Genomic DNA, 22,680 nt, shown 5'->3' with positions numbered 1-22,680 from the left:
CCTTCCCGAGCCAAACCCCCATGGCTGAGCGCGCCGAGCCTGGCCACCGGGCCAGCGTGTCGCAGGTGGTCAGCGAGCTGGCCGCCACCCACGCCTTGCTCAACTGCCTGATCAAGGAGTTCGCCCTGCCCGAGCAGCGCTTGAGCTACGCCTGGCCTGCCCATGTGCGGGGCATGGCCCCTGGCGGTTACCTGCGTGCGCTGCGCGGCGGTGGCCTGCCACTGGTGATCAGCCTGCCCGAAGGGCGCCAGCTGTTCGTGCTGGTGGACCGCCAGGACCCGCTGGGCAGCCAGCGCTACCTGGGCGATGTGTACACCCGGCTGGGCGACGGCCCCTGGGCCTGCCCTACCTTCGCTGAGCTGGCCACACAGCTGTTGAGCGCCTGCGAACACATGGCCGGCGCACGCAACCAGGAGCTGCACGCTCAAGTGGCGCAGAGCCAACAGGTCACGGCGGCGATCATCGCCCATGCCCTGGGCAAGGGCCGCCCGGCGCCGTTGAGTGACTACCTGGCGAGCGAACAGGGGCTGCATTTCGGCCACCCCAACCACCCCGCACCCAAGGCCCGGCAGTGGCCAGAGCACCTTGGCCTGCACGCCTATGGGCCGGAGTTCGGCACAACCGTGCGGTTGCATGCCTTGGAAGTGCCCCGCGACGGGCTGGCCATCCGGGCCAACGGCCTGAGCCAGGCCGAGGCCTTGAACGGCTTTGCCGACCAGCGCCAGGCCGCAGCCGGCCGCGCGGTGATCTACCTGCACCCGGTGCAGGCGCAGCTGTTCCTGGCCGATGCCCGTGTGGCGCCATTGGTGGCCAGCGGGCAGGTGGTCGACCTCGGCGAACAGGGCGCGCTGGCAAGCCCCACCGCGTCGATGCGCACCTGGTACATCGAAGGCCACCGGTACTTTCTCAAAGGCTCGCTGAACGTGCGCATCACCAACTGCGTGCGCAAGAACGCCTGGTACGAACTCGACAGCGCGCTGCTGATCGACCGGCTGTTCCAGCGCTTGCGAGCCGAGCAGCCCGCCAGCCTCGGCGGTGCCGCGCTGGTGCGCGAGCCGGCCTCGTTGAGCTGGGCACCGGCCGGGGCGAGCGCCGAGGACGCGCTGTGGTTCCGCGAGCAGACCGGCGCGATCCTGCGCGAAAACTTCTGCCGCGAGGCCGAGCCGGGCAGTTGCCTGATGGCCGGCACGCTGTTCGCCCGCGACGTGCAACTGCGCCCGCTGGTGCAGAGCTTCCTGCAAGGCCCCGGTGGCGAGCCGGCCAGCGACGCCCACTTGCTGAGCTGGTTCGAGCGTTACCAGGCGCTGCTGCTGCGCCCGGTGCTGGCGCTGTTCTTCAACCACGGTGTGGTGATGGAGCCGCACTTGCAGAACGCAGTGCTGGTGCACCACAACCACCAGCCGGCGCAACTGCTGCTGCGAGACTTCGAAGGCGTGAAGCTCACGGCCGAACGCGGCCTGCAGTACCTGGAAGCCGATGCGCCGGAGCGTGTGCGGCAGTCGCTGACCTACTCGCGAGAGCAGGGCTGGAAACGCATCAGCTATTGCCTGTTCGTTAACCACCTGGCCGAAGCGGTGCTTGCCCTGAGCTGGGACCGGCCGGAACTCGCCACGGCCATGTGGGCCGGCGTGCACGAGCAATTGGGCGTGATACGCAGCGAGCTGTTGCAGCCTGCCCCGGAGCTGGATGCGCTGCTGGCCGGCGGGCCGATCGCCTGCAAGACCAACCTCAAGGTGCGCCTTGCCGCCCAGGCCGATCGCCATGCCGCCTACGTGCAGCTGCCCAGCCCTTGGGTGGGGAGGGTCGCCCCATGAACCAGGTGCCTGTCAACGTGCGCCAGGCCATTGCCCAGGCGCAAGCGGCCCAGCCCGACCCTCTGGCGATGTTCGTCTACGACCTGGGCGCACTTGCCGCGCATGTGCGCCAGGTGATGGCCGAGCTGCCGCAGGGGGTAGAGCTGTACTACGCAATCAAGGCCAACAGCGAAGCGCCGATCTTGCGCACGCTGGCGCCGCTGGTCAGCGGCTTCGAGATTTCCTCCGGCGGCGAGATCGAGCGGTTGCAGGCGGCGCAGAGCAAGCTGCCGTTCGTGTTCTCCGGCCCCGGCAAGCTCGACTCCGACCTTCACGCGGCCATCGGCCAGGGCGTGGCGGCTATTCACCTGGAAAGCCTCTCGGAAATTGCCCGCGTGGAGCGCATTGCCAAGCAGGCAGGGCGCTTGCAGCGGGTGTTCATCCGCGTCAACCCCGAGCTGCCGGCGCAGCTGTCGAGCCGGCTGGCGATGGCCGGCACCGCAACGCCGTTCGGGCTGGACGAAAGCGAGGTGCCCGAGGCCATCGCGCGGGTGCAGGCCTGCCCGCATCTGGAGCTGCAGGGCTTTCACGTGCATGCGCTGTCGCACCAACAGCAAGTGGAGCGCCATGAGCAACTGCTGGACCTCTACCTGCAGCGCTGGGCACAGTGGAAAGCCCTGGCCTTGCGGCCGCAAAGCATCACCCACCTGAACGTGGGCGGCGGCATCGGTGTGGACTACCTCAGTGGCGAGCGTTTCGACTGGGCCCGGCTGTGCCGGCACCTGGGGCAACGCCTGGGCGAGCTGGCCGACCGGCCGGTGGTGCGCTTCGAGCCGGGGCGTTTCATCAGCGCCGAGTGCGGCTACTACGCCATCGAAGTGCTCGACACCAAGGTCAGCCACGGCAAGCACTTCGTGGTGTGCCGCGGTGGCACGCACCAGTTCCGCCTCCCGGTCGCACAGGGGCACGACCACCCGATCGTTCACCTGCCGGCTTCCGGTGGCGCCCCCAGCGGGCCTGTGCAGCCCTGCACTGTCGTTGGCCAGCTGTGCACGCCCAAGGATGTGCTCAGCCGTGACTGGCCGCTGGCCGGTGTGGCGGTGGGGGATGTGCTGGTGCTGCCGATGGCCGGGGCCTACGGCTACAACATCTCCCACGCCGACTTCCTCTGCCACCCACGGCCGCTGCAATGCTTCCTGCCGGCCCAGGGAGGTGAAGGGTGAGCCCGGCGCGGGTGCCGCGCGCGCTGGTGGTGGTCAATGTGCTGCTGGGCACCATCACCGTAAGCCTGAACAACAGCTCGCTCAACCCGGCGTTGCCGGCGTTCATCGAGGCGTTCCGGATAGGCCCGGTGATGGCGACCTGGATCGTGGCGGCGTTCATGGTGAGCATGGGCATGGCCATGCCGCTGACCAGCCACCTGGCCCAACGCTGGGGGCGCAAGCGCCTCTACCTGATCGGGCTGGGGGCGTTCACCGCAGGTTCGGTGCTCGGTGCGATGGCCGGCTCCATCGAGGCGGTGATCGTGGCCCGGGCCGTGCAAGGTGCGGCCAGCGGGCTGATGATCCCGTTGTCGCTGGCGATCATCTTCGCGGTGTACCCCAAAGGTGAGCGGGGCCGGGTCACTGGCCTGTGGGGGGCGGCGGTGATGCTCGCCCCGGCGGTGGGGCCGTTGTGCGGCAGCCTGGTGCTGGAGGTGTTCGACTGGCGCGCGTTGTTCCTGATCAACGTGCCCATCGGCGTGCTGGCCATGGCGCTGGGTGGCCGCGTGCTGCCCGACAGCGACGCCGGCAAGCCCAGGCCGTTCGACGCCACCGGCTATGCGCTGGTGGCGCTGGGCATCGGTGCGCTGATGATCACCCTGGGCCAGCTGCATGGCCTGCAAGCGCTGCACGAGCCCTTGAACCTGGCCGGCCTTGCGCTGGCGCTGTTGTGCCTGGCGGGCTTCGTGCGCCATGAGCTGCGCCACCCGGCGCCGTTGCTGGAGCTGCGGGTGTTCGCCCTGGAGGGCTACCGCTCCAGCGTAGCGATCGCGGTGGTGCAGTCGGTCGGCATGTTCCAGTGCCTGGTGCTCGTGCCGCTGCAGGTGCAGATGGTGATGGGCCAGAGCGCCCTGTGGACCGGCACCGCGCTGCTGTTCACGGCGGTGGCCGCCAGTGCCTTCGGGCAGTGGGGCGGGCGCCTGCTGGACCGCTACGGGCCGCGGGGCGTGGTGTCGGCCGGGCTGTTGCTCACCGGCGGCGCCACCTTCGCCCTCGGCACCCTGGGCCATGATGCCGGCCTGCCGCTGCTGTGCCTGCTGATGTTGGTGCGCGGCGCGGGCCTTGGGCTCTCGTACATGCCGGTGACCACCGCCGGCCTGGACGTGCTGCCCGAGCCCCTGGTCACCCAGGGTGCGGCCATGAACAACATCTCGCGCCGCGTGCTGTCCTCGCTGGCCATCGTGCTGGGCTCGCTGTGGTTGCAAGCCCGTGCTGGCAGCGCCTTCGTTGCCGGCAACAGCGCCCTGGCCGGCGCCATTGGCGAAGTCTTCATCGCCACCGGCGCGCTCATCCTGCTTGCCCTTCCTCTGGCCTGGCGCTTTCCGCTCGCGCCAAGCCTCGACGCGGCCGCCGTTGACCCGGCAGCCCGCGAACACCGTACTTGAGGTACCGACATGAATTCCCTGACCCCTATCGAACAGATCACAACGCCCACGCAGGTCGACCCCGAGCTCTACCGCCTGGTGGCCGAGCGCGTGCTTGGGCAATTGCTGCAAACGATGCTTTACGAAGACGTGCTGCCCTACCGCCACGCGCGGGCCGGCGGCGGTGACCTGTTCACCCTGCACGGGCAGGCCGCCGATGGCCAGCCGGTGCAGTACCGCTGCCAGGGCCTGCTCAGCGACAGCTTCCAGATCATCCGCCTGCACGCGGCCACCCTGGAACGCATCGATGCCCAAGGCCAGGCCAGCACGCCCACACTCCACCAAGCGCTGTCGGAGCTGCTCGGCGACTTCCACGAGGCGCCGCACATGGCGCGCTTCGTTCAGGAGCTGGAACACACCCTGGCCAAAGACCTGCAAGCCCGCAGCCAGGGCTATCGCCCGCCCGTGCCGGCGCAGCAACTGAGCGCCGACGCGCTGGAGCGGCATTTCATGGATGCCCACAGCTACCACCCGTGCTACAAGTCGCGCATCGGCTTCTCGCTGGCCGACAACCGGCAGTACGGCCCGGAATTCGCCGCGCCGCTGGCGCTGGTGTGGCTGGGCATCGAGCGTGGGCTGGCCAGCAGTGGGCTGTCGCGGCAGCTCAATGAAGCGAGCTTCTGGAAGGAGGCGGTGGGCGACCAGCGCTGGGCCGAGTTCGAGGCCGCGCTGGCCGAGCAGGGCCGCACGCTCGCCGATTACCAGGTGATCCCGGTGCACCCGTGGCAGTGGGAGCAGGTGATCCAGCCAAGCTTCCAGCAGGAGCTGGCCGAGGGCCGCGTGCTGCACCTGGGCACTAGCGCCCCGGCCTACCGTGCGCAGCAGTCGATCCGCACCCTGGCCAACGTCGAGCAAGCCTCGGCACCCTATGTGAAGCTTGCGCTGAGCATCACCAACACCTCCAGCACACGCATCCTGGCGCGCCACACCGTGCTCAACGGCCCGCGGATCGCTGACTGGCTGCAAGGGCTGATCGCCACCGACGCCACCGCCCGCGAGCTGGGCTTTGTGATTCTCGGCGAAGTGGCCGGCGCCAGCTTCGACTACGCGCAACTGCCGGCCACGCGCCAGGCCCAGGTGTACGGCACGCTCGGGGCGATCTGGCGGGAGAACCTGAACCTGTACCTGGAGCCAGGCGAAAAAGGCGTGCCGTTCAACGGGCTGAGCGCGCTGGAAAACCGCTACGGCGGCGGCGAGGTGGCACCCTTCATCGCCCCCTGGATCGAGCAGTACGGCCTGCATGCCTGGGCAGCCCAACTGCTGCGGGTGAGCATCGCGCCCATCGTGCACATGCTCTACGCCGAAGGCATCGGCATGGAGTCGCATGGGCAGAACATCGTGCTGATCCACCGCGACGGTTGGCCGGAGCGCATCGCGCTGAAGGACTTCCACGACGGCGTGCGCTACAGCCCCGCGCACCTGGCGCGCCCGGAGCTGGCGCCGGAGCTGGTGCCGCTGCCGGAGAGCCATGCGCGGATCAACCGCAACTCGTTCATCCTCACCGATGACCTGGGCGCGGTGCGGGACTTCTCCTGCGATGCCTTCTTTTTCGTCTGCCTGGGCGAAATGGCGATCTTCCTGCGCCAGCACTACGGCTTGGCCGAGGCGCAGTTCTGGGAAATGGCCGCGCAAGTGGTGCTCGACTACCAGGCCGCGCACCCGCAACACGCCGCACGCTTCGCCGCCTTCGATGTGTTCGCACCCAGCTACGAAGTGGAAGCGCTGACCCAGCGCCGGCTGCTCGGCGATGGCGAGCGCCGCTTCAAAGTGGTGCCCAACCCCCTCCACCCACACAGGCCCACCCCATGCTGAGAACCAACCGCCTCAAGGCTGCGCTGGTGGCGGGCGAGCCGGTGCACGGGCTGATCGCCTCGATCCCAAGCCCGGTGGCCATCGAGCTGATTGCCGAAGCCGGCTACGACTTCGCGATCATCGACATGGAGCATGTGCTGATCAATCCCGAAACCGTGGAGAACATGATCCGCACCGCCGAGAGCTACGGGATCACGCCGCTGGTGCGGGTGCCAGACCTGTGCCCCAAGCGCATGCTGCGGCTGCTCGACGGCGGCGCCCAGGGCATTGTGCTGCCGCGGGTGGAGCAGGTGGCCGAGCTCGAAGGTGCCATCCGCGCTTGCAAGTACCACCCCCTCGGTGAACGCAGCCTCAACGCCGGGCGCCCGGGGGCGTTCGGCAAGCCGCGGCTGGCCGATTACGTGGGCCAGGCCAACGCCCAGGTGATGGTGGTGGCGATGATCGAAAGCGCCGAGGGCGTGCGCCAGGCCGAGCGCCTGGCGGCGGTGGCGGGGCTGGACATGATCCTCGAAGGCGCCGCCGACCTCTCGCAATCGCTGGGCATGCCTTGGCGCATCGACCAGCCACCGGTGCAGCAAGCCCTGGTCGACACCTGGCGCGCGGCAGCCGCTGCCGGCGTGCCCTACTGCGCCATCCCGCGCGCGCCGGGCGATCACGCCCGCTGGCGCGAGCGTGGCGTGAATGCATTCGTACTGGGCGACGAGCGCGGTATCGCGTTCCGCGCCCTCCAGGCCAAACTGGCCACGACCTCAGACCGAGGAACCGATTGAGATGAAACCCCAAAACACCCCCACTGGCGCTGCGCTGGTGATGCAAGACCTGTTCGACTGCCTGGTGGCCGAAGATTTCTTCGGCGACCTGCAACCCCACCTGATCAGCGCCGCCGAATGGCACAGCCGCCACCCGCAGGCGCCGCTGGCCCTCGAAACGGATGAGCAGCGCGTGTGGCATTGGTGCTATGACCCCAGCGAGCAACGCGGGCTGGCCGTGGCCGTGCGCCCGGGCATCACCCAGGCGTGGGAAAAAGTACCCGGCACGCCGGTTTGGGCTACCCAGGGCAGCAGCGCGCAGGCACTGGCGCCTGAAGCGTTCATGGCCATGGCCGTGCGTGGCATGGGCCAAGGCGAAGCGGGCCAAGACGAAGGCGTGAAGCTGTTTCTCGAGGTGCTGGGCATCAGCGTGCGGCAAACCGAGCTGTCGCTGGCACATCAGGTGCAGCCGCAGGCGGCGATGGCCCAGCGCGGCGCGGCGTTCTTTTTGGCGATGGAACAATGGGCCTCGCTGCGCGACCGGCCCTTCCACCCGCTGGCCAAGGCCAAGCAGGGCCTGGATGACGCGCAATACCAGGCTTACCAGGCCGAATTCGGCCAGCCGGTGCCGCTGAACTGGGTCGCGGTGGCCAAGGATTGCCTGGCGTTCGGCCAGGGTGTGGGCAGCCTTGCCAGCGAGCAGCCGGCGCACTACCTGCTCACTGCCGCCGAGCGCGCCGCCTTGCAGGCCGAGCTGGAGCAGGCGGGCCTTGCCGATACGCACCTGGCGTTGCCGGTGCACCCATGGCAACTGCAGCACAAGCTGCCGGAGATGCTCGGTGACGCCTTCGAACAGGGGCTCTGCCGGGTGCTGGCGTTCAACCAGGGCAGCTTCCAGCCTACCTCGTCGCTGCGTTCGCTGGCCGCCGGTGCCAGCGCCGCCGACCAGATCAAGCTGCCGATGGCGGTCTACTCACTGGGCGCCTCGCGCTACCTGCCAGCGGTGAAGATGATCAACGCCGACAAGAGCGAGGCGCTGCTGCGCCTGGGCCGCGAGCGCGACCCCCAGCTGCGGGGCAGCCTGCACCTGTGCGAAGAGGGCCGCTGGTGGGCGTTCATGCCGGCCGGCGCGACTCTGTTCGACGAAGCCCCACGCCACCTCTCGGCCTTGGTGCGGCGTTACCCACCGGCCTTGCTCGAAGGCGATTACCGACTGCTGCCGATGGCCGCGCTGGCCACGCCGTTGCCTGGCCGCGAAGGGCATTTCTTCGACCACTGGATGCAGGTGCGCGGGCTGCCGGCCTCGCCCGCGTCGGTGCTGAAGCTGTTCGGTGAGCTGTGCGAAAGCTTCTTCGACGTAAACCTGCGCATGTTCCGCCTGGGCATGCTCGGCGAGGTGCACGGGCAGAACGCCGTGCTGGTGTGGCGCCAGGGCAAGGCCGAAGGGCTGCTGCTGCGCGACCACGATTCGCTGCGCCTCTACGTGCCGTGGCTGGAGCGCAACGGCCTGCTCGATCCGCAATACCGGATCAAGAAAGGCCATGCCCAAACCCTCTACCACGAGCGCCCGGAGGATTTGCTCTTCTGGCTACAAACCCTGGGCATTCAGGTGAACCTGCGGGCCATCATCGAGACCCTGGCTGAGGTGTACGCACTGCCTGCGGTGGACGGCTGGCGTGTGCTGAGCCGCGTGCTGCACGAGCGTATCGAGGCCATTGGCTTCGACGAAGAGGCGCGGGCCATGCTGCAACGCCAGCTGTTCGATGCACCGGCCTGGCCGCAGAAGCTGCTGTTGCGGCCGATGATCGAACGCGGGGGCGGCCCGGGCAGCATGCCGTTCGGCAAGGGGCAGGTGGTCAACCCGCTGCGCAGGCTGGGCCTTGGCCGCTAAGGGGGCGCGCGCGCTGCCACGGCGGCAGGTGTTGGGTTTTGCGCTGGGCCTGGCCGGGGCGGCGTGCCTGCCGCCGCGTGCCTGGGCGCAGGCACCGATGCGGGTGGTCACATTGTTCCAGGGGGCTACCGACACGGCGGTGGCCTTGGGCGTGCAACCGTGCGGGGTGGTGGACTCTTGGAGCGAAAAGCCCATGTACCGCTACCTGCGCCCGGCGTTGGCCGGGGTGCCGCATGTGGGCCTGGAAACCCAGCCGAGCCTGGAAGACATCGCCCTGCTGCAGCCGGACCTGATCGTCGCCTCACGGTTTCGCCACGAGCGCGTGGCCGGGCTGCTGTCGCGGCTGTGCCCCACGGTGATGCTCGAAGAGGTGTTCGACTTCCAGAAAACCCTGGCCGTGATGGGCCAGGCCTTGCAGCGCCAGGCCCAGGCCGCAGCGCTGCAAGGGGCCTGGGACGCGCGCGTCGCGCGCCTGCGTGAGCGCCTGCAGGCGCGTTTCGGCGCGCGCTGGCCGCTCAGCGTATCGGTGCTGGATATTCGCGATGACCACCTGCGTGCGTACCTGCCGGCCAGCTTTGCCGGTATGGTGCTGTCGCAGCTGGGGTTCGTGTGGAACCGCTACAGCCAGGCGGCCAGCGGCGTGTCGCTGAAAATCACCAACCGCGAAAGCCTGCCGGCGGTGGATGCCGATGTGTTCTTCGTGTTCGGCCACGGCGACGGCCCGGCAGTCAAGCGCCAGTACCAAAGCCTGAGCAGCCACCCGCTGTGGCAGCACCTGGCCGCGCCACGTGAGGGCCAGGTGTGGTGGGTCGATGGGGTGGCGTGGATTCTGTCCGGCGGCATCCTTGGCGCGCAGCAGGTGCTGGACGATGTGGAACGGACGTTGTTGGGAGGGCCCGGCCAATGAAGGTGGGCAGTCGATTTTTCATCGGCCTGGCGTTGTTGCTGGGCTGTGCGGCGTTGAGCCTGGCCAGCGGGCCGCGCTGGATCGCCCCGGGCACCCTCTGGGCGGCGCTCAACGGCGCCGACCCCATGGATGTGCAGCAGGTGCTGGTGCTCTCCACACGCCTGCCACGTACCCTGATCGCCATGGCCGTAGGCGCGGGGTTGGCGGTGGCCGGCGCGCTGATGCAGGCGATGACCCGCAACCCGCTCGCCTCGCCGGGGTTGTTCGGCATCAACGCCGGGGCGACGTGCGCGATCATCCTGAGCCTGTCGCTGTTCTCCCTGAACGCGCCGCAGCAGTGGCTGTGGGCAGCATTCGCCGGGGCTGCGGTGGCCGGTGCGCTGGTGTGGAGCGTGGGCACCCTGGGCCGGGGCGCCTTGAGCCCGTTGCGCATGGTGCTGGCGGGTGCGGCGATCACCGCGCTGTTCAGCGCCTTCAGCCAGGCGATGTTGGTGGTCGACCAGCAGGGGCTCGACACCGTGCTGTTCTGGCTGGCCGGCGCCCTGGGTGAGCGCAGCCTGGCCAGCGCCGCGCCAATGCTGGCGTGCGTGGCCGCCGGGTTGCTGTTCGCCTGGCTGCGCGCAGCGCAGGTCAATGTGCTCAGTGCCGGCAGCGAGATCGCCACCGGCCTGGGCCAGCGCACCGGCTGGGTGCGCCTGCAGCTGGCATTGCTGGTGATCGTGCTGGCGGGCAGCGCGGTGGCGTTGGCGGGCAGCATCGGTTTCGTCGGGCTGATCGTGCCGCACCTGGCGCGGCGCCTGTTCGGCATCGATCACCGGGCGATGTTGCCGGGCTGCGCGCTGTTGGGCGCGTGCCTGTTGCTGCTGGCCGACGTGCTGGCACGGGTGCTGATCCTGCCGCAGGAGGTGCCGGTGGGGGTGATGATGGCGTTCATCGGCGGGCCGTTTTTCATTTTGCTGGCGCGCCGGGGGGTACGGAATGGATAACTTGCTGGTGTGGCGCACTGGAGCGTTTTCCCGGCGGGTGGCGCCGCTCACGCTGCGCCGTTTGGGGCTGGCACTGCTGGCGACGCTGGCGGTGATGCTGCTCACGCTGTCGCTGGGCAAGGTGCTGCTGTCGCCTTCGGCACTGTGGCAGGGCCTGATCGGGCCGGGCGATGCGGGCATTGGCTTCATCGTGCAGCAATTGCGCCTGCCCCGGATGCTGCTGGGTGGGCTGATCGGTGCCGCACTCGCGGTGGCCGGGCTGATCTTGCAGGGGCTGATCCGCAACCCGTTGGCATCCCCCGACCTGCTGGGGCTTTCCAGCGGTGCCAGCGCCGCAGCGGTGTTGTACCTGAGCACCCTGGCCGGTACCTGGGGCCTGGGCTATCTGCCGGCGGCCGCCATGCTGGGCGCCGGCGCCGCGGTGCTGGCGATCTACCTGCTGGCCTGGCAGCAAGGGGTCTCGCCGCTGCGGCTGGTGCTGATCGGCGTGGGCGTGTCGGCGATGCTGGCGGCCGCGACCACCTTCATGCTGGTGTTCAGCCCATTGACCACCACGCTGTCGGCCTACGTGTGGCTCACCGGCAGCGTGTATGGGGCCGACTGGCGCGCCGTGGGCCGCCTGGCGCTGTGCCTGGCGGGCCTGTGGCTGCTGCTGGTGCCGCTGGCGCGGCAGGTGATGGTGCAGCAACTGGACGAAGGCCTGGCGATGGGCCTGGGGGTGCGCGTGCAATTGATGCGCGCGGCACTGCTGGCGGTCAGCGCGGGCTTGGCCGGGGCGGCGATCGCCTGGGGCGGGGCCATGGCCTTCGTGGGCTTGATCGCCCCGCACATCGCGCGGCGCCTGGTGCCGCCGGGGTTCGTGGGCCAGGCGGTGATGGCCGCACTGGTGGGCGCCAACCTGGTGATGCTCGGCGACCTGGCCGGGCGGACCCTGCTGCCGCCGCTGGACTTGCCGGCGGGCATTTTCGTGGCAGCCTTCGGCGCCCCGTACTTTCTTTACCTGCTGATCAAGCAGCGACACTGAGGTGGTTGAAATGAATTCCCTTGCCAGCCAAGGCCTGCACCTGGGCTATGCCGGCCGTTCCATCATCGAAGGGCTCGACCTGGCCCTGCCGCGCGGGCAGGTGAGCGTGTTGATCGGCAGCAACGGTTGCGGCAAGAGCACCCTGCTCAAGAGCTTTGCGCGGCTGCTCAAGCCCAGCGCCGGCAGTGTGTTGCTCAACGGCCAGGACATCCAGCGCAAGCCCACCGCCCAGGTGGCGCGGGAGCTGGCGATCCTTCCGCAGATGCCGGTAGCGCCCGAGGGCATCAGCGTGCGCCAGCTGGTGAGCTTGGGCCGGTACCCTTACCAGAGCTGGATGCATCAATGGTCGGCCGATGACGAAGCCGCCGTGGCCCGCGCCCTGCAGCGCACTGATCTGGAGGCGCTGGCGGGGCGGCCGGTGGACGAGCTCTCCGGCGGCCAGCGCCAGCGCGCCTGGATCGCCATGGCGCTGGCCCAGGACACCGAGTTGCTGCTGCTCGACGAGCCCACCACCTTTCTTGACCTTGCACACCAGATCGAGGTGCTCGACCTGCTGCGTGAGCTCAACCGCCGCGAGGGCAAGACCGTGGTGATGGTGCTGCATGACTTGAACCTGGCCAGCCGCTACGCCGACCACATGGTGGCCGTGCACGGCCGGCGCGTGTGCGCCCAGGGTCGCCCGGGGCAGATCCTCGACGAGGCGCTGGTCAGGCAGGTATTCGGGCTGGAGTGCCGGATCATTCCTGACCCGTTCTTCGGCACCCCGCTGTGCATCCCTTTCGGCCGTGACATCGCACCATGAGCGGGGCGCATAAGTTGAGCCCCAGCCAATGGGAAGCCCTGGCCGGCCCGCTGCGGCTGTGCAGCGCCGCTGAGGTGGCGCACAGCCTGCCGGCGGCGCAGTGGCTGGACGAGGCGCTGTGCGCCGAGCGCCTGGACGCGCTGAGCCCGGTGATCGGCTCGCCGACCCGGCGCATCACGGCCTCGCTGCTGGGCAAGCGCCTGTCGTTCCTGATGACCGGCGCGTGCCTGTACGCGATGTCTGCCTACGACAGGGGGCTGGCGCTCACCTTGGACAACGCCTTGGTCGATGCGCGCCATGACGGCAAGGTGTGGATATCCTCGCTGCCGCTGCGCGACCTGGGCACCAGCACACCCGAGCCTGGCCAACGTGAGGCCTGGCGCCGGGGCCTGGCGACCACGCTGTTCGCCGGGCTGCTGCAACCGTTGTGGGAGGTGTTCTATCAGGTCAGCGGCGTGCCTCGGCGCATCCTCTGGGAGAACACCGCCGTGCGCGTGTATTCCCTCTACGAACGGCGCCTGGCCAAGCACGAGAGCCCCGAGGTGCGCGAGCGTGCCCGGGCCGACCTGCACTGGCTGCTGGCCGACGCCTCGAACGAGGTATTCGGCCTGGCCTACAACCCCTTGGCACACTTCGACCGGCCGCCCACGCCCATACCCGGCAGCGACCGCAGCGTGCGGGTGCGGCGCACCTGCTGCTTCTACTACCGGGCCAGCGACCCTGTCGAATACTGCTCCACCTGCCCCCTGATCTGCCCGAGGCCTTCACAATGAACAGCTCCTCTTCTGCCGCGCCTTGCCTGGTCGAGGCCTATCGCCCCATCAGCAGCTCCACCATCGGCCACTTCGGCCGTGACGGCCACCTGCCCGGGCTGATGCCGCTGGCGCCCAACGTGAACCTGGTGGGCCACGCCTTCTGCGTGCAGGTGCAGGCGCCGGATGGCGCCATCCTGCGGGATGCGCTGATCGCCTGCCCGCCGGGGGCGGTGCTGGTGGTGGCGTGCGATGGCGAGCCGCATTGCGCCTGCTGGGGCGAGCTGCGCAGCCTGGCCGCACTGGTCAAGGGCGTGGCTGGGGTGGTGATCGACGGGCCGGTGACGGACACGCGTGCGCTGCGGCAACTGCCGCTGCCGGTGTTCTGCACGGGCGCCAGCGCCTATACCACGCGCTCTATTGGCGAGCACGGCAGCGTGGGCCAGCCCGTGCAGCTGGCGGGCGTATGGGTACGGCCCGGGGACCTGATCGTGGGCGACGACGATGGCGTGCAGGTGCTTTCGCAGGAAAGGGCCTGGGAAATGCTCGGCGCATTCGAGCAGAAACAGCGCCAGGATGCCGAGCGGCGCGACGGGTTGTTCCAGCGCTGGCAGGCGGGGCGGTAGGCGCGCGCTGCGCCCTCCCACCCAGGCGCGCTGCTACTCCGCCTGCACCTGGTTGGTAAAGATCTCCACCGCGCTCACCACCCGCTTGGCGCCGTTCTGAATTTCGCTGATCACCGTGCCGGCCCTGTTGGCCAAGGTCAGCCCCGACTCCGCCTGCGCCTTGCCGGTACCGATGGTCGACACCGCACGGGAGGCCAGGGCCTGGTTCTGCTGCACCACATTGCCGATTTCCACTGTCGCCTGGCTGGTGCGCGACGCCAGCTGGCGGACTTCATCGGCCACCACTGCGAAACCACGCCCCTGTTCCCCGGCCCGCGCGGCCTCGATCGCAGCGTTGAGCGCCAGCAGGTTGGTTTGCTCGGCAATCGAGCTGATGGTTTTGATGATGGTGGAGATCACCTGGCTCTGCTGGTCCAGCGCCTCGATGCCCTCGGCGGCGTCTTGCATGTGCACGGCCAGGTCAGCCATCACCGACACCGCCTCCTTGACCACCTGCGCGCCTTCCTGTGCGCTGTTGTCGGTCTGCACCGAGGTGCGATAGGCCATGGTCGCGGCGTCGGCAATCGCCGTCTCGCGCAGCACCTGCTCGGTGATCACCGTGGCGATCTTCACCACTTTGTAAAACCTGCCGGTGGCGTCGGAGATCGGGTTGTATGAAGCCTCCAGCCATACCTCGCGGCCGTGGCTGTCGACACGTTTGAAGCGGTCAGCCACATACTCGCCCCGGCGCAGGCGTTCCCAGAGCTGCTCGTACTCGGGCGAGCCGGCCATTTCCTGGGTGCAGAACTGGCGGTGATGGCGCCCGCGAATCTGCTCAAGGCGGTAGCCCATCGCATGCAGGAAGGGGTCGTTGGCGGTGAGCACGTGGCCTTGGAGGTCGAACTCGATCACGGCGGTGGAGCGCATCAACGCCTTGATGAAGTCGTCGGCATGGCGCGATGCCTCAATGGTGCGGGTCAGGTCGTTGGCGTAGACGGTGAAGTTGAGAAACTCGCCACTTGCGCTTTGCACCGGCACCAGCATGACCCGTAGCCAGGCCTCGCCGCCGTCCTTGCGCATCAGGCGCATGGCGCCGCCGAAGTACTCCCGGCGTTGAATGGCCGTACGGATGCGCCCATGGAAGTCGGTATGGACCACACTCTTGGGAACAAAGGCCTCCAGCGGCTGGCCTACCAGTTCGGCATTGCGATAATTGAGGGTGGTTTCGAAGTTGCTGTTCACACTGACGAAGCAACCATTGCCATCCAGGCGCATGTGAATCGCAGCCGCATCCAGGCGGTCGCGGATCTGTTTGAAGACAGCCACTTCTTCTCGGAGGGCGGCGAGCTCAGCTTTCAAACGGCGCGTCTGGAACATGGTTTTTGACCGGGCAGGGAGGTTGTTTCAGGGCATCGGCCAATGCTTCAAATTATTTAGCGCGCAAAATAAATAGGCCGACGAGTGGCACATGGCTATAAGCGGCAAGCTGCCGCATAAGGGAAGGAGAGCACCCATGGCTTTTTTGGTTTTCTTGATCGCCTGCGGCGCCGCAGGCACTACCGGCGTGCTGTTCAAACCCGGTGAGTGGTACGCCGCATTGAAAAAACCCGGCTTCACGCCCCCGGATTGGGCCTTCCCAGTGGCCTGGTCATTGATCTACCTGCTGCTGGCCGGCGCCGGCTATCGGCTGAGTACCTTGCCGGGCAGCCAGTTCGCACTGGCGCTGTGGGCTGCGCAGATCGCCTTGAACACCTTATGGACGCCAGTGTTCTTCGGCGCCCACAAGCTGTTCGTCGCGTTGGTGGTGCTGGCGCTGCTATGGCTGGTGACCGCCGCGTTGCTGGTGGCGGCGTTCAGCCTCGACGCGCTGGCAGGCTGGATGCTGGTGCCGTACCTGGTGTGGCTGAGCCTGGCCGCTGCGCTGAACTTCCGGCTGTGGCGCGACAACCCCTGAGCCACTTCATAGCTTGAAACGGCCCAGCATCCGCTCAAGCCCCGCAGCCAGTTGCGACAACGCCTGGCTTGCCTGCGCGGTCTGCGCGGCGGCGTCGGAGGTTTGCGCTGCCAGGTCGCGGATGCGCACCAGGTTGCTGTCCACCTCGTGGGCTACGTGGGCCTGCTGCTCCGCTGCCGCGGCGATCAAGGTGTTGCGCTCGTTGATGCCCATCGCGGCGGTGTAGATACGCTCCAGCGCACCGCCGGCATCGGTGGCCTGGGCAAGGGTGCCGCCGGCCTGGCTCACGCTGCTGTGCAGGGCGTTCACCGTTTCCTGAGTGCCACGCTGCACCGCGGTGATCATCCCTTCGATCTCGCTGGTGGATTCGGCCGTGCGCTTGGCCAGCCCGCGCACTTCATCGGCCACCACCGCAAAGCCGCGCCCGGCCTCGCCAGCGCGGGCGGCCTCGATGGCGGCGTTGAGGGCGAGCAGGTTGGTTTGCTCGGAAACCGAACGGATCACTTCAAGCATTTTGCTGATGCTGCCGGTTTGCGTCGACAGCGCTGTGGCCTGCGCCGAGGCATTCTGCACGTTGCCTACCAATACCTGGATCGACGCCACCACCTCGCCCAGGCGCCCCTGGCCTTCGCCGGCGGCTTGGGTGGAATGCCGCGACTGCTCTAGCGTTGCCGCTGCGTTATGCGCCACATCGTCCACTGCCGCGCTCATTTCGGTAACCGCCGTGGCGGCCTGGTCGAGCTGATCGTTCTGCTGGCGTAGCGCTTCGCTGCTCTGGCCCATGGAGGTGGTCACCTGCTCGGTGGCGGCGGCCAACTGCGCGGCAGCTCCGGAGATTTCACCCAGCGCTACCCGCAGGTTCGCCTGCATCTGGCCCAGGGCACCTAGCAACTGCCCGGGTTCGTCGTGCCCGTCCGCCGCCACGGCGTGGCTGAGGTCGTTGTCGGCAATGCGCTGCGCGGCGCCCAAGGCGGCCTTGACCGGCAGGATCACGCTGCGGCTGAAGCGCCAGGTCAGCAACAGCCCCACCAGCACACCGGCCAGCGTCATCCCGAGCGTCCAGGCCACCGATGCGTGGTAAGTGCCCTGGGCCTCAGCCTGCTCGGCCTGCGCCTCGGCCACGCCCAGGTTTGCCAGCTTTTCCATCTGCGCCATCATCGGCGTTGCGTAGGTGTTCAACCCGCGCATCGCCTCCAGCGCCTCAGGGCGTTTGCCTTGGGCGAGCAGGTCGATGATCGGCCGCGCCTTGCTCACATACTCTTCGTACAGGGACGTGAGCGCGGCGAGGGACTGCTTGCCGGGCTCATCGGCCACGTAGGGGGCATACGCCTTGAGCGTGTCGCGGATGTGCGTGGTGATCGTGTCCCACTTCTTCTGGTTGTCGGCAAACTCGCTTGGCCGGTCGAAGGTGTAGAGCTGGAACATGGTGATGCGCATCCGCGCCAGGTGCAGGTTCAGGTCTGCCGCGAGCGCCTGGCGGTTGAGCGACTTGCCCTCCAGCGTCTCGACCGAGTTATAGAGCGCCGAGCTTTGCCACAGGCTGAAAGCGCCCAAGCCAATGAGCAGTGTGATCAGCAAGGAGAATGCGGCAAGGGTTCGGGGGGTTATGGCAATCGAGCGCAGCATGGGCAGCCTCCAGCCGAACGGCCAAAGATAGGAGTAACCCTGTTATCGGCGAAAGCTTGCCCGACTTGAAAGGCCGGCGCCCCTCAACGCCCTGAGCGCAAACAGTTCAAGGGTTCAAATAAGATTCGTCTGATTCGATGCTTTCAGGCTGCAGTGCAACATGCCCTGGCCTCCCCGCAAGGGGGCCTACCGATACCCACCATCAAAAAGGGCACTGCAATGTTCCACTCCCTGAGCAAACTCACCCTGGCCTGCGGTATGGGCTGCCTGCTGGCTGGTACCGCCTTCGCCGACGGCGGCCAGATCGTCTTCACAGGCTCGGTCACCGATAACGCCTGCACCATCAGCACCAATGACGTCAACAAGTCGGTCTCGCTGGACCCTGTGCGCATCGCTGACTTCGGCAACGTCGTTGGTGCCAAGGCCAAGCCGCGTTCCTTTTCGCTGAGCCTGGACAACTGCAGCCTGGAAACCCGCCGCAACGCTGCAATCACCTTCAGCGGGCAACCCGCTGCCACCGATAGCACGCTGCTGGGCTTGACCGGCGAGAACCAGGTCAAGGGCATTGCCATCCAGATCGACGATGCGCGCACCGGGACCAAGGTGGCGCTGAACACGCCCACCGCCGACTACGCGCTGCGCAGCCAGACCAACACCTTCGACTTCGTCGCCTCCTACGTGCGCACGGCGCTGGACGTGACCGTGGGCCAAGGCGATGACGCGGTGACTACCCCGGGTATCGGCACCGGCCAGGTCAACGCACTGGCCACGTTCGACGTCACCTACAAATGATTCACCGCCGCAGCCGGGCGTGATGCCCGGCTGCGGCCCTCGAAGGCTTCTTCCCATGCGCAATACATTGCTTCTCTCCCTCGCCTGGCTAGCGCTGTGCTACACCTCGGCGAGCAATGCCTCGGTCACCGTGGGCGCCACCCGGCTCATTTACGACGGCGCCCAGAACGAGGCCAACCTGACGGTCAGCAACCGTGCCGACGACGCACCCTACCTGGTGCAGTCGTGGGTCAGCAGTTATGCCAGCGGCAGTGAAGCGGCGGTGGATGATTTCATCGTTACCCCGCCACTGTTTCGCCTGGACCCAAACAAAGAAAACATCCTGCGGGTGATTTTCGCCGGTGCGGCGGATGTGCCGCGTGATCGTGAAAGCCTGTTCCTGATGAACGTCAAGGCCATTCCGGCGATCAGCGATGCGCAGCGTGACAAGAACGTGCTGCAGATCGCGCTGAAAACCACCATCAAACTGTTCTACCGCCCGGCAGGGCTCAAGGGCTCGCCCAAGGCAGCGGTGGCGGGGCTGCGCTGGCGTGCAGAGGGCGGCCGGCTTTACGTCGACAACCCCTCGGCCTTCCATGTGGTGGTGAGCGAACTAAAGGTCAACGGCCAGGCGCTGAAGCAACAGATCGAGGTACTCAAACCTGGTGAGCAACGCAGCTTGCCCGCCAACACCAAGCCAGGCGACCAGATCACCCTGGCCTACATCGACGACTACGGCACCAACGTGACCGCACCGGTCATCCGCCTGCCCTGATACGTCCGCTTCGCTCACCCAGGATCACCCATGGTCACTCCCTCCCTTGCCGGGCGCCGCTGCGCCGCGGTGTCGCTCGGCCGCCCGCTGGCTGCGGCCCTGGCCTTGCAACTGGCCACGGCGCAGGCAGGCATGCAGTTCGACCCCAGCTTTCTGGAGATTGGCGGGGGGCGTGCACCCGAGCAGGCCATGCAGCACCTGGGCACATTCAGCGACGGGCAGTTGCCCGGGGTGTATCGGGTCGACATCACCGTGAACCAGAAGGCTGCCGAGCAGCGCGATGTCCGGTTCATCCGCACCGAGCAAGCGGGCCAGTCTGCTTCCGGGCTGTTCCCCTGCCTGGACCGCCAGTGGTTCCTGGCCCAAGGCGTTGCCGAGCGTGCCCTCAACGAGCGCCACGATGCCAACCCCAATTGCCTGGCGTTGGACCAAGGGCTGGCGGGGGTGACCTACGACTATGATTTCAACCGCCAGGCACTGGCCATCGACATTCCCCAAGCTTACCTGGGCCAGGTTCCGTTCGCCCTGCGCCGCCAGCAATGGAGCGCCGGCGAGGCGGTGGCGTTCACCCAGTATTCACTGAGCGCCAGCACCGTGGACGGCAATGACAACCGCCGCCAGGATCAATTCGCCAGCTTGCGCAGCGGCGTCAACGCAGGTGCCTGGCGCTTGCGCAATTTCTCGACCTGGCGCAATGGCACTGGCACGGCCGGGCGCTGGGAGTCGCTGGAAAGCTACGCACAACGAGACATGGGCGACCTGATGGCGATCGCCACGCTTGGGGATGCGACCACCGAGGGTGACCTTTTCGATGCGGTGCCCTACCGAGGCCTGAGTGTGGCCTCGGACCTGGACATGCTCCCCGACGACGCCCGGCAGTTTGCGCCGGTGGTGCGCGGCATCGCCAATGGGCGCTCGCGGGTGGTGCTGCGGCAACGTGGCTACGTCATCAAGGAGCAGTGGGTGCCTTCGGGCCCGTTCGCGATCACCGACCTGTATTCCACTGCCAGCAACGGCGACATCGAAGTCACGGTCGAGGGGCCTGACGGCCAGGTGCAGGTCTATACGCAGTCGTTTTCTTCAGTGCCCTACATGCTGCGCGAAGGCCAGCTGAGCTATGCGCTGTATGCCGGGCGCTACCGCTCTGCTTCAATCGCCGCCAATGCGCAAGCCCCGGTATTCACCCAAGCCACCGTGCGCCGGGGCCTGAGCCATGGCACCACGTTGCTGGGCGGAAGCCTTGTCAGCGACGCTTACAGCGCTGGCCTGCTCGGCGTGGCCCATGATTTCGCCGGGCTGGGGGCGGTGTCGGTCGACATCACCCACGCGCGCAGCGCAGGCGTCGGGCCGGGCAACACCACCGGCAGCGGGCAGTCTATGCGTTTTCGCTACTCCAAGTCGCTGTCGGTGACCGACACCCACTTCAGCCTGGTGGGCTACCGGTACTCCACCGGCGGCTACTACAGCTTCAGCGAAGCACTGGCCGCCAGGGCGAACATTGCAGGCAGCGAGCCGTCGGGCTCGGCTTACCGCGCCGGCCACCTGAAGAGCAATTTCAGCGTCAACCTGTCTCAGCCGCTGGGCAGCTACGGCGGGCTCTATGCGAACCTGTCCAAGTCGGCCTATTGGGACAGCAGCGCCACGCAAACCTCGCTGCAACTGGGCTACAACGTCAGCAGCGGCCAGGTCGCCTATTCACTGGCCCTGGGGATGAACCAAGGGCAACAGGCTGACCGAATGCTGACCCTGAGCGTCAGCCTGCCACTGGGGCGGGAGGGCAGGCAACGCCTGGCTGCCAGCACTCGCTTCGACAGCCGGGGGGCGGCCTCGCAATTGGCGACCCTTAGCGGCAATGCCCTCAAGAACGACGCGCTGTCCTACAGCGCCGGAGTTTCCCGGCAGGCCAGCGCCGGCCAGCGCAGCAACGGCATTAACCTGGCGGCCCAGTACGAAGCCTCCAGCGCCATCGTGCGTGGCGGTTACAGCCAAGCCGGTGGCGGCCGCCAGCTCGACCTCGGCATCGAAGGCGCGGTGGTGGGCTACGGCAACCACCTGATCCTGGCCCAACCCTTGGGCGAGACCAACGTGATCGTTGCTGCACCCGGCGCCGCCGGCGTGGCCATCGCCAACAAACGCGGTGTGCGCACCGACCGGCAGGGCTACGCGGTCGTGCCGTCGGCCTTGCCTTACCGCAAGAACCGCATCTCGCTCGATACGCAAACCATCGGCCCCGATCTGGACATCGAGCAACTGGTGCAGGAAGTCACACCTAACCGTGGCGCTTTCGTGGTCGCCGATTTCGAGACTCGGCAAGGCCGCCGCGTGCTGTTTCGGGTCATCGACCAGCACGGCGAGCCGGCGCCGTTTGCCGCCAACGCCCGGCTGTTCGCAGCCGATGGGCGAGCGTTGGGCAGCACGCTGGTGGCCGACAACGGCCGTGTTTACCTGAGCGCCGTGCCTGCGCGGGCGCGCCTTAGCATCGACCTGGGCGACCAACGCTGGTGCAGCCGCGAACTCATTCTGGACGACGCCTCCAACCGAGCCGCCGCCGGCATCACCCGAATGGACATTCAATGCCAACGCCCGGAAACGGGTGCAGGCCATGAGGATTCTTGAACCATGAACATTTTCCGTTGGCCGCTGACGATCCCAGGCCTGCTCTGCCTTTCGCTGTGCTGGGCCCTGGCCGGTTATTCGAAGCCGGCCTACGCGTTCATCAGCGGCAGCATGGTCTGTGGCACCTCCGTGCCCGATTACAACTACACCTTCGAGCCCGGTGCTGCGTTCCGCATCCCTTTCAGCGGAAACTGCACGGCGATACGGGTGTTTCCGTTCGGTGCAGCGGCGAACCTGTCGATCCAGCCGACCTCCGGCACAGCGCCGGCGGAAATTCGCGTACTGGACACCTACAGCAATACCTACATGTCGAAATTCGGCCTGGGCACTGCCGGCGCGGCGTGCCTGGGCGGCGGCAAGGCTGGGCCGTGCCCGTTCATCCCAGTCAACGGCAGGGTCGACTACACCTATTACCTGGTCGGCACGGCGCCGTATTCGCCCGGCACGCGCACGGCCACGGTACGGCTGGGCATCACGGCGGTGCGCTACCCGGACTACGCAGAATGGCTGCACACCTTCACCTTTCGCTACACCGTGGCATCGACCGCCTGCACATTGCTGAGCCCCAGCTCGCTCAACCTGAATTTCGGCACCATCAGCAGCGCAACCTTGAGCAACCAGGTGCAGCGAGTCGCCGTTTCGGTCAATTGCCCTACGCAGAAAATGGCCGACGTGTACCTGATCCCGACTCAGCAAACGGTCAACACCAGCGGCGGCGTCGCCAAGACCACCCTGGATGGGCTGAACATGCAGGCGCTGTGGGGCGACACCAACGCCCCGATCAACTTCAGCACTGCCCGCCGATTGCTGCTGGGCACCGGCATCAACTCGGTGGCCCTGGCGTTCAAGCCGCAGCTGGCTGGCGGGCAAACCCCTTCGGGGGCTTTTCAAAGCGGCTACACGCTCGTCATCAACTATCTGTGAGGTCAGG

Annotated in this window: 18 protein-coding genes and 2 pseudogenes; 17 read left to right on the top strand and 3 right to left on the bottom strand. The window is 67.5% G+C overall.

Annotated features, from left to right (window positions below):
* Nucleotides 1-20: 20 nt before the first annotated feature.
* The 12 genes from F474_RS17340 to F474_RS17285 are packed head-to-tail and all read left to right on the top strand — an operon-like array spanning nucleotide 21 to nucleotide 14,028.
* Entirely contained in the window at nucleotides 21-1,814 is a 1,794-nt protein-coding gene (locus F474_RS17340; protein WP_097085626.1) for an IucA/IucC family siderophore biosynthesis protein, read from the top strand.
* Nucleotides 1,811-3,016, top strand: coding sequence for a type III PLP-dependent enzyme (locus F474_RS17335; RefSeq protein WP_097085627.1), 1,206 nt, complete (start codon nucleotides 1,811-1,813; stop codon nucleotides 3,014-3,016). The genes F474_RS17340 and F474_RS17335 overlap by 4 nt, the downstream gene beginning before the upstream one ends.
* Nucleotides 3,013-4,440, top strand: a complete 1,428-nt coding sequence (locus F474_RS17330) for a DHA2 family efflux MFS transporter permease subunit (protein ID WP_097085628.1) — start codon at nucleotides 3,013-3,015, stop codon at nucleotides 4,438-4,440. Before F474_RS17335 ends, F474_RS17330 begins: the two co-directional genes overlap by 4 nt.
* Before the next feature lie 9 nt (nucleotides 4,441-4,449).
* On the top strand, nucleotides 4,450-6,291 hold the full coding sequence (locus F474_RS17325) for an IucA/IucC family siderophore biosynthesis protein (protein WP_097085629.1): 1,842 nt from the start codon (nucleotides 4,450-4,452) through the stop codon (nucleotides 6,289-6,291).
* A complete protein-coding gene (locus F474_RS17320) occupies nucleotides 6,285-7,061 on the top strand; it encodes an HpcH/HpaI aldolase/citrate lyase family protein (RefSeq protein WP_097085630.1) in 777 nt (258 codons plus the stop codon). Before F474_RS17325 ends, F474_RS17320 begins: the two co-directional genes overlap by 7 nt.
* Nucleotide 7,062: 1 nt before the next feature.
* Complete coding sequence (locus F474_RS17315) at nucleotides 7,063-8,931, top strand: IucA/IucC family siderophore biosynthesis protein (protein ID WP_097085631.1); 1,869 nt, start codon at nucleotides 7,063-7,065, stop codon at nucleotides 8,929-8,931.
* Nucleotides 8,921-9,838: an ABC transporter substrate-binding protein gene (locus tag F474_RS17310; protein WP_371916154.1), complete on the top strand. Its 918-nt coding sequence runs from the start codon at nucleotides 8,921-8,923 to the stop codon at nucleotides 9,836-9,838. Before F474_RS17315 ends, F474_RS17310 begins: the two co-directional genes overlap by 11 nt.
* Nucleotides 9,835-10,824, top strand: coding sequence for an iron ABC transporter permease (locus F474_RS17305; protein WP_097085632.1), 990 nt, complete (start codon nucleotides 9,835-9,837; stop codon nucleotides 10,822-10,824). The genes F474_RS17310 and F474_RS17305 overlap by 4 nt, the downstream gene beginning before the upstream one ends.
* Nucleotides 10,817-11,848, top strand: coding sequence for an iron chelate uptake ABC transporter family permease subunit (locus F474_RS17300; protein ID WP_097085633.1), 1,032 nt, complete (start codon nucleotides 10,817-10,819; stop codon nucleotides 11,846-11,848). The genes F474_RS17305 and F474_RS17300 overlap by 8 nt, the downstream gene beginning before the upstream one ends.
* 10 nt (nucleotides 11,849-11,858) lie before the next feature.
* Complete coding sequence (locus F474_RS17295; RefSeq protein WP_097085634.1) at nucleotides 11,859-12,650, top strand: ABC transporter ATP-binding protein; 792 nt, start codon at nucleotides 11,859-11,861, stop codon at nucleotides 12,648-12,650.
* On the top strand, nucleotides 12,647-13,423 hold the full coding sequence (locus tag F474_RS17290) for an IucA/IucC family C-terminal-domain containing protein (protein WP_097085635.1): 777 nt from the start codon (nucleotides 12,647-12,649) through the stop codon (nucleotides 13,421-13,423). Before F474_RS17295 ends, F474_RS17290 begins: the two co-directional genes overlap by 4 nt.
* A complete protein-coding gene (locus F474_RS17285; RefSeq protein ID WP_097085636.1) occupies nucleotides 13,420-14,028 on the top strand; it encodes an RraA family protein in 609 nt (202 codons plus the stop codon). Before F474_RS17290 ends, F474_RS17285 begins: the two co-directional genes overlap by 4 nt.
* Nucleotides 14,029-14,061: 33 nt before the next feature.
* On the opposite strand, the pseudogene F474_RS23345 reads toward F474_RS17285, so the two are convergent.
* Nucleotides 14,062-14,499 (bottom strand): annotated as a pseudogene (locus tag F474_RS23345) (methyl-accepting chemotaxis protein); the annotation flags it as partial.
* Nucleotides 14,500-14,610: 111 nt separating this feature from the next.
* Nucleotides 14,611-15,384 (bottom strand): annotated as a pseudogene (locus F474_RS23340) (PAS domain-containing protein); the annotation flags it as partial.
* 136 nt (nucleotides 15,385-15,520) lie between these two features.
* Between F474_RS23340 and F474_RS17275 the strand changes: the two are divergent.
* Entirely contained in the window at nucleotides 15,521-15,961 is a 441-nt protein-coding gene (locus F474_RS17275; RefSeq protein WP_097085638.1) for a TspO/MBR family protein, read from the top strand.
* A 6-nt stretch (nucleotides 15,962-15,967) separates the two neighbouring features.
* On the opposite strand, the gene F474_RS17270 is transcribed toward F474_RS17275, so the two are convergent.
* Entirely contained in the window at nucleotides 15,968-17,587 is a 1,620-nt protein-coding gene (locus F474_RS17270; RefSeq protein WP_097085639.1) for a methyl-accepting chemotaxis protein, read from the bottom strand.
* A 219-nt stretch (nucleotides 17,588-17,806) separates the two neighbouring features.
* Between F474_RS17270 and F474_RS17265 the strand changes: the two genes are divergently transcribed.
* Genes F474_RS17265 through F474_RS17250 form a run of 4 tightly spaced genes read left to right on the top strand, consistent with a single transcriptional unit; the run spans nucleotide 17,807 to nucleotide 22,673 of the window.
* Nucleotides 17,807-18,379 carry a fimbrial protein gene (locus F474_RS17265; RefSeq protein WP_097085640.1) on the top strand — a complete coding sequence of 191 codons (573 nt, stop codon included), beginning with the start codon at nucleotides 17,807-17,809 and terminating at the stop codon, nucleotides 18,377-18,379.
* Between the two features lie 55 nt (nucleotides 18,380-18,434).
* The gene (locus F474_RS17260; protein WP_097085641.1) at nucleotides 18,435-19,133 is read left to right on the top strand and encodes a molecular chaperone; all 699 of its coding nucleotides are present in this window, start codon (nucleotides 18,435-18,437) and stop codon (nucleotides 19,131-19,133) included.
* Nucleotides 19,134-19,163: 30 nt separating this feature from the next.
* Entirely contained in the window at nucleotides 19,164-21,749 is a 2,586-nt protein-coding gene (locus tag F474_RS17255; protein WP_097085642.1) for a fimbria/pilus outer membrane usher protein, read from the top strand.
* Nucleotides 21,750-21,752: 3 nt separating this feature from the next.
* Nucleotides 21,753-22,673, top strand: a complete 921-nt coding sequence (locus tag F474_RS17250) for a fimbrial protein (protein ID WP_097085643.1) — start codon at nucleotides 21,753-21,755, stop codon at nucleotides 22,671-22,673.
* Nucleotides 22,674-22,680 lie beyond the last annotated feature (7 nt).

Origin of the sequence: Pseudomonas sp. URIL14HWK12:I12 (genome assembly GCF_003097135.1) — a bacterium.
Classification (GTDB): Bacteria; Pseudomonadota; Gammaproteobacteria; order Pseudomonadales; family Pseudomonadaceae; genus Aquipseudomonas.
This window is presented reverse-complemented; position numbering and strand designations above follow the sequence as displayed.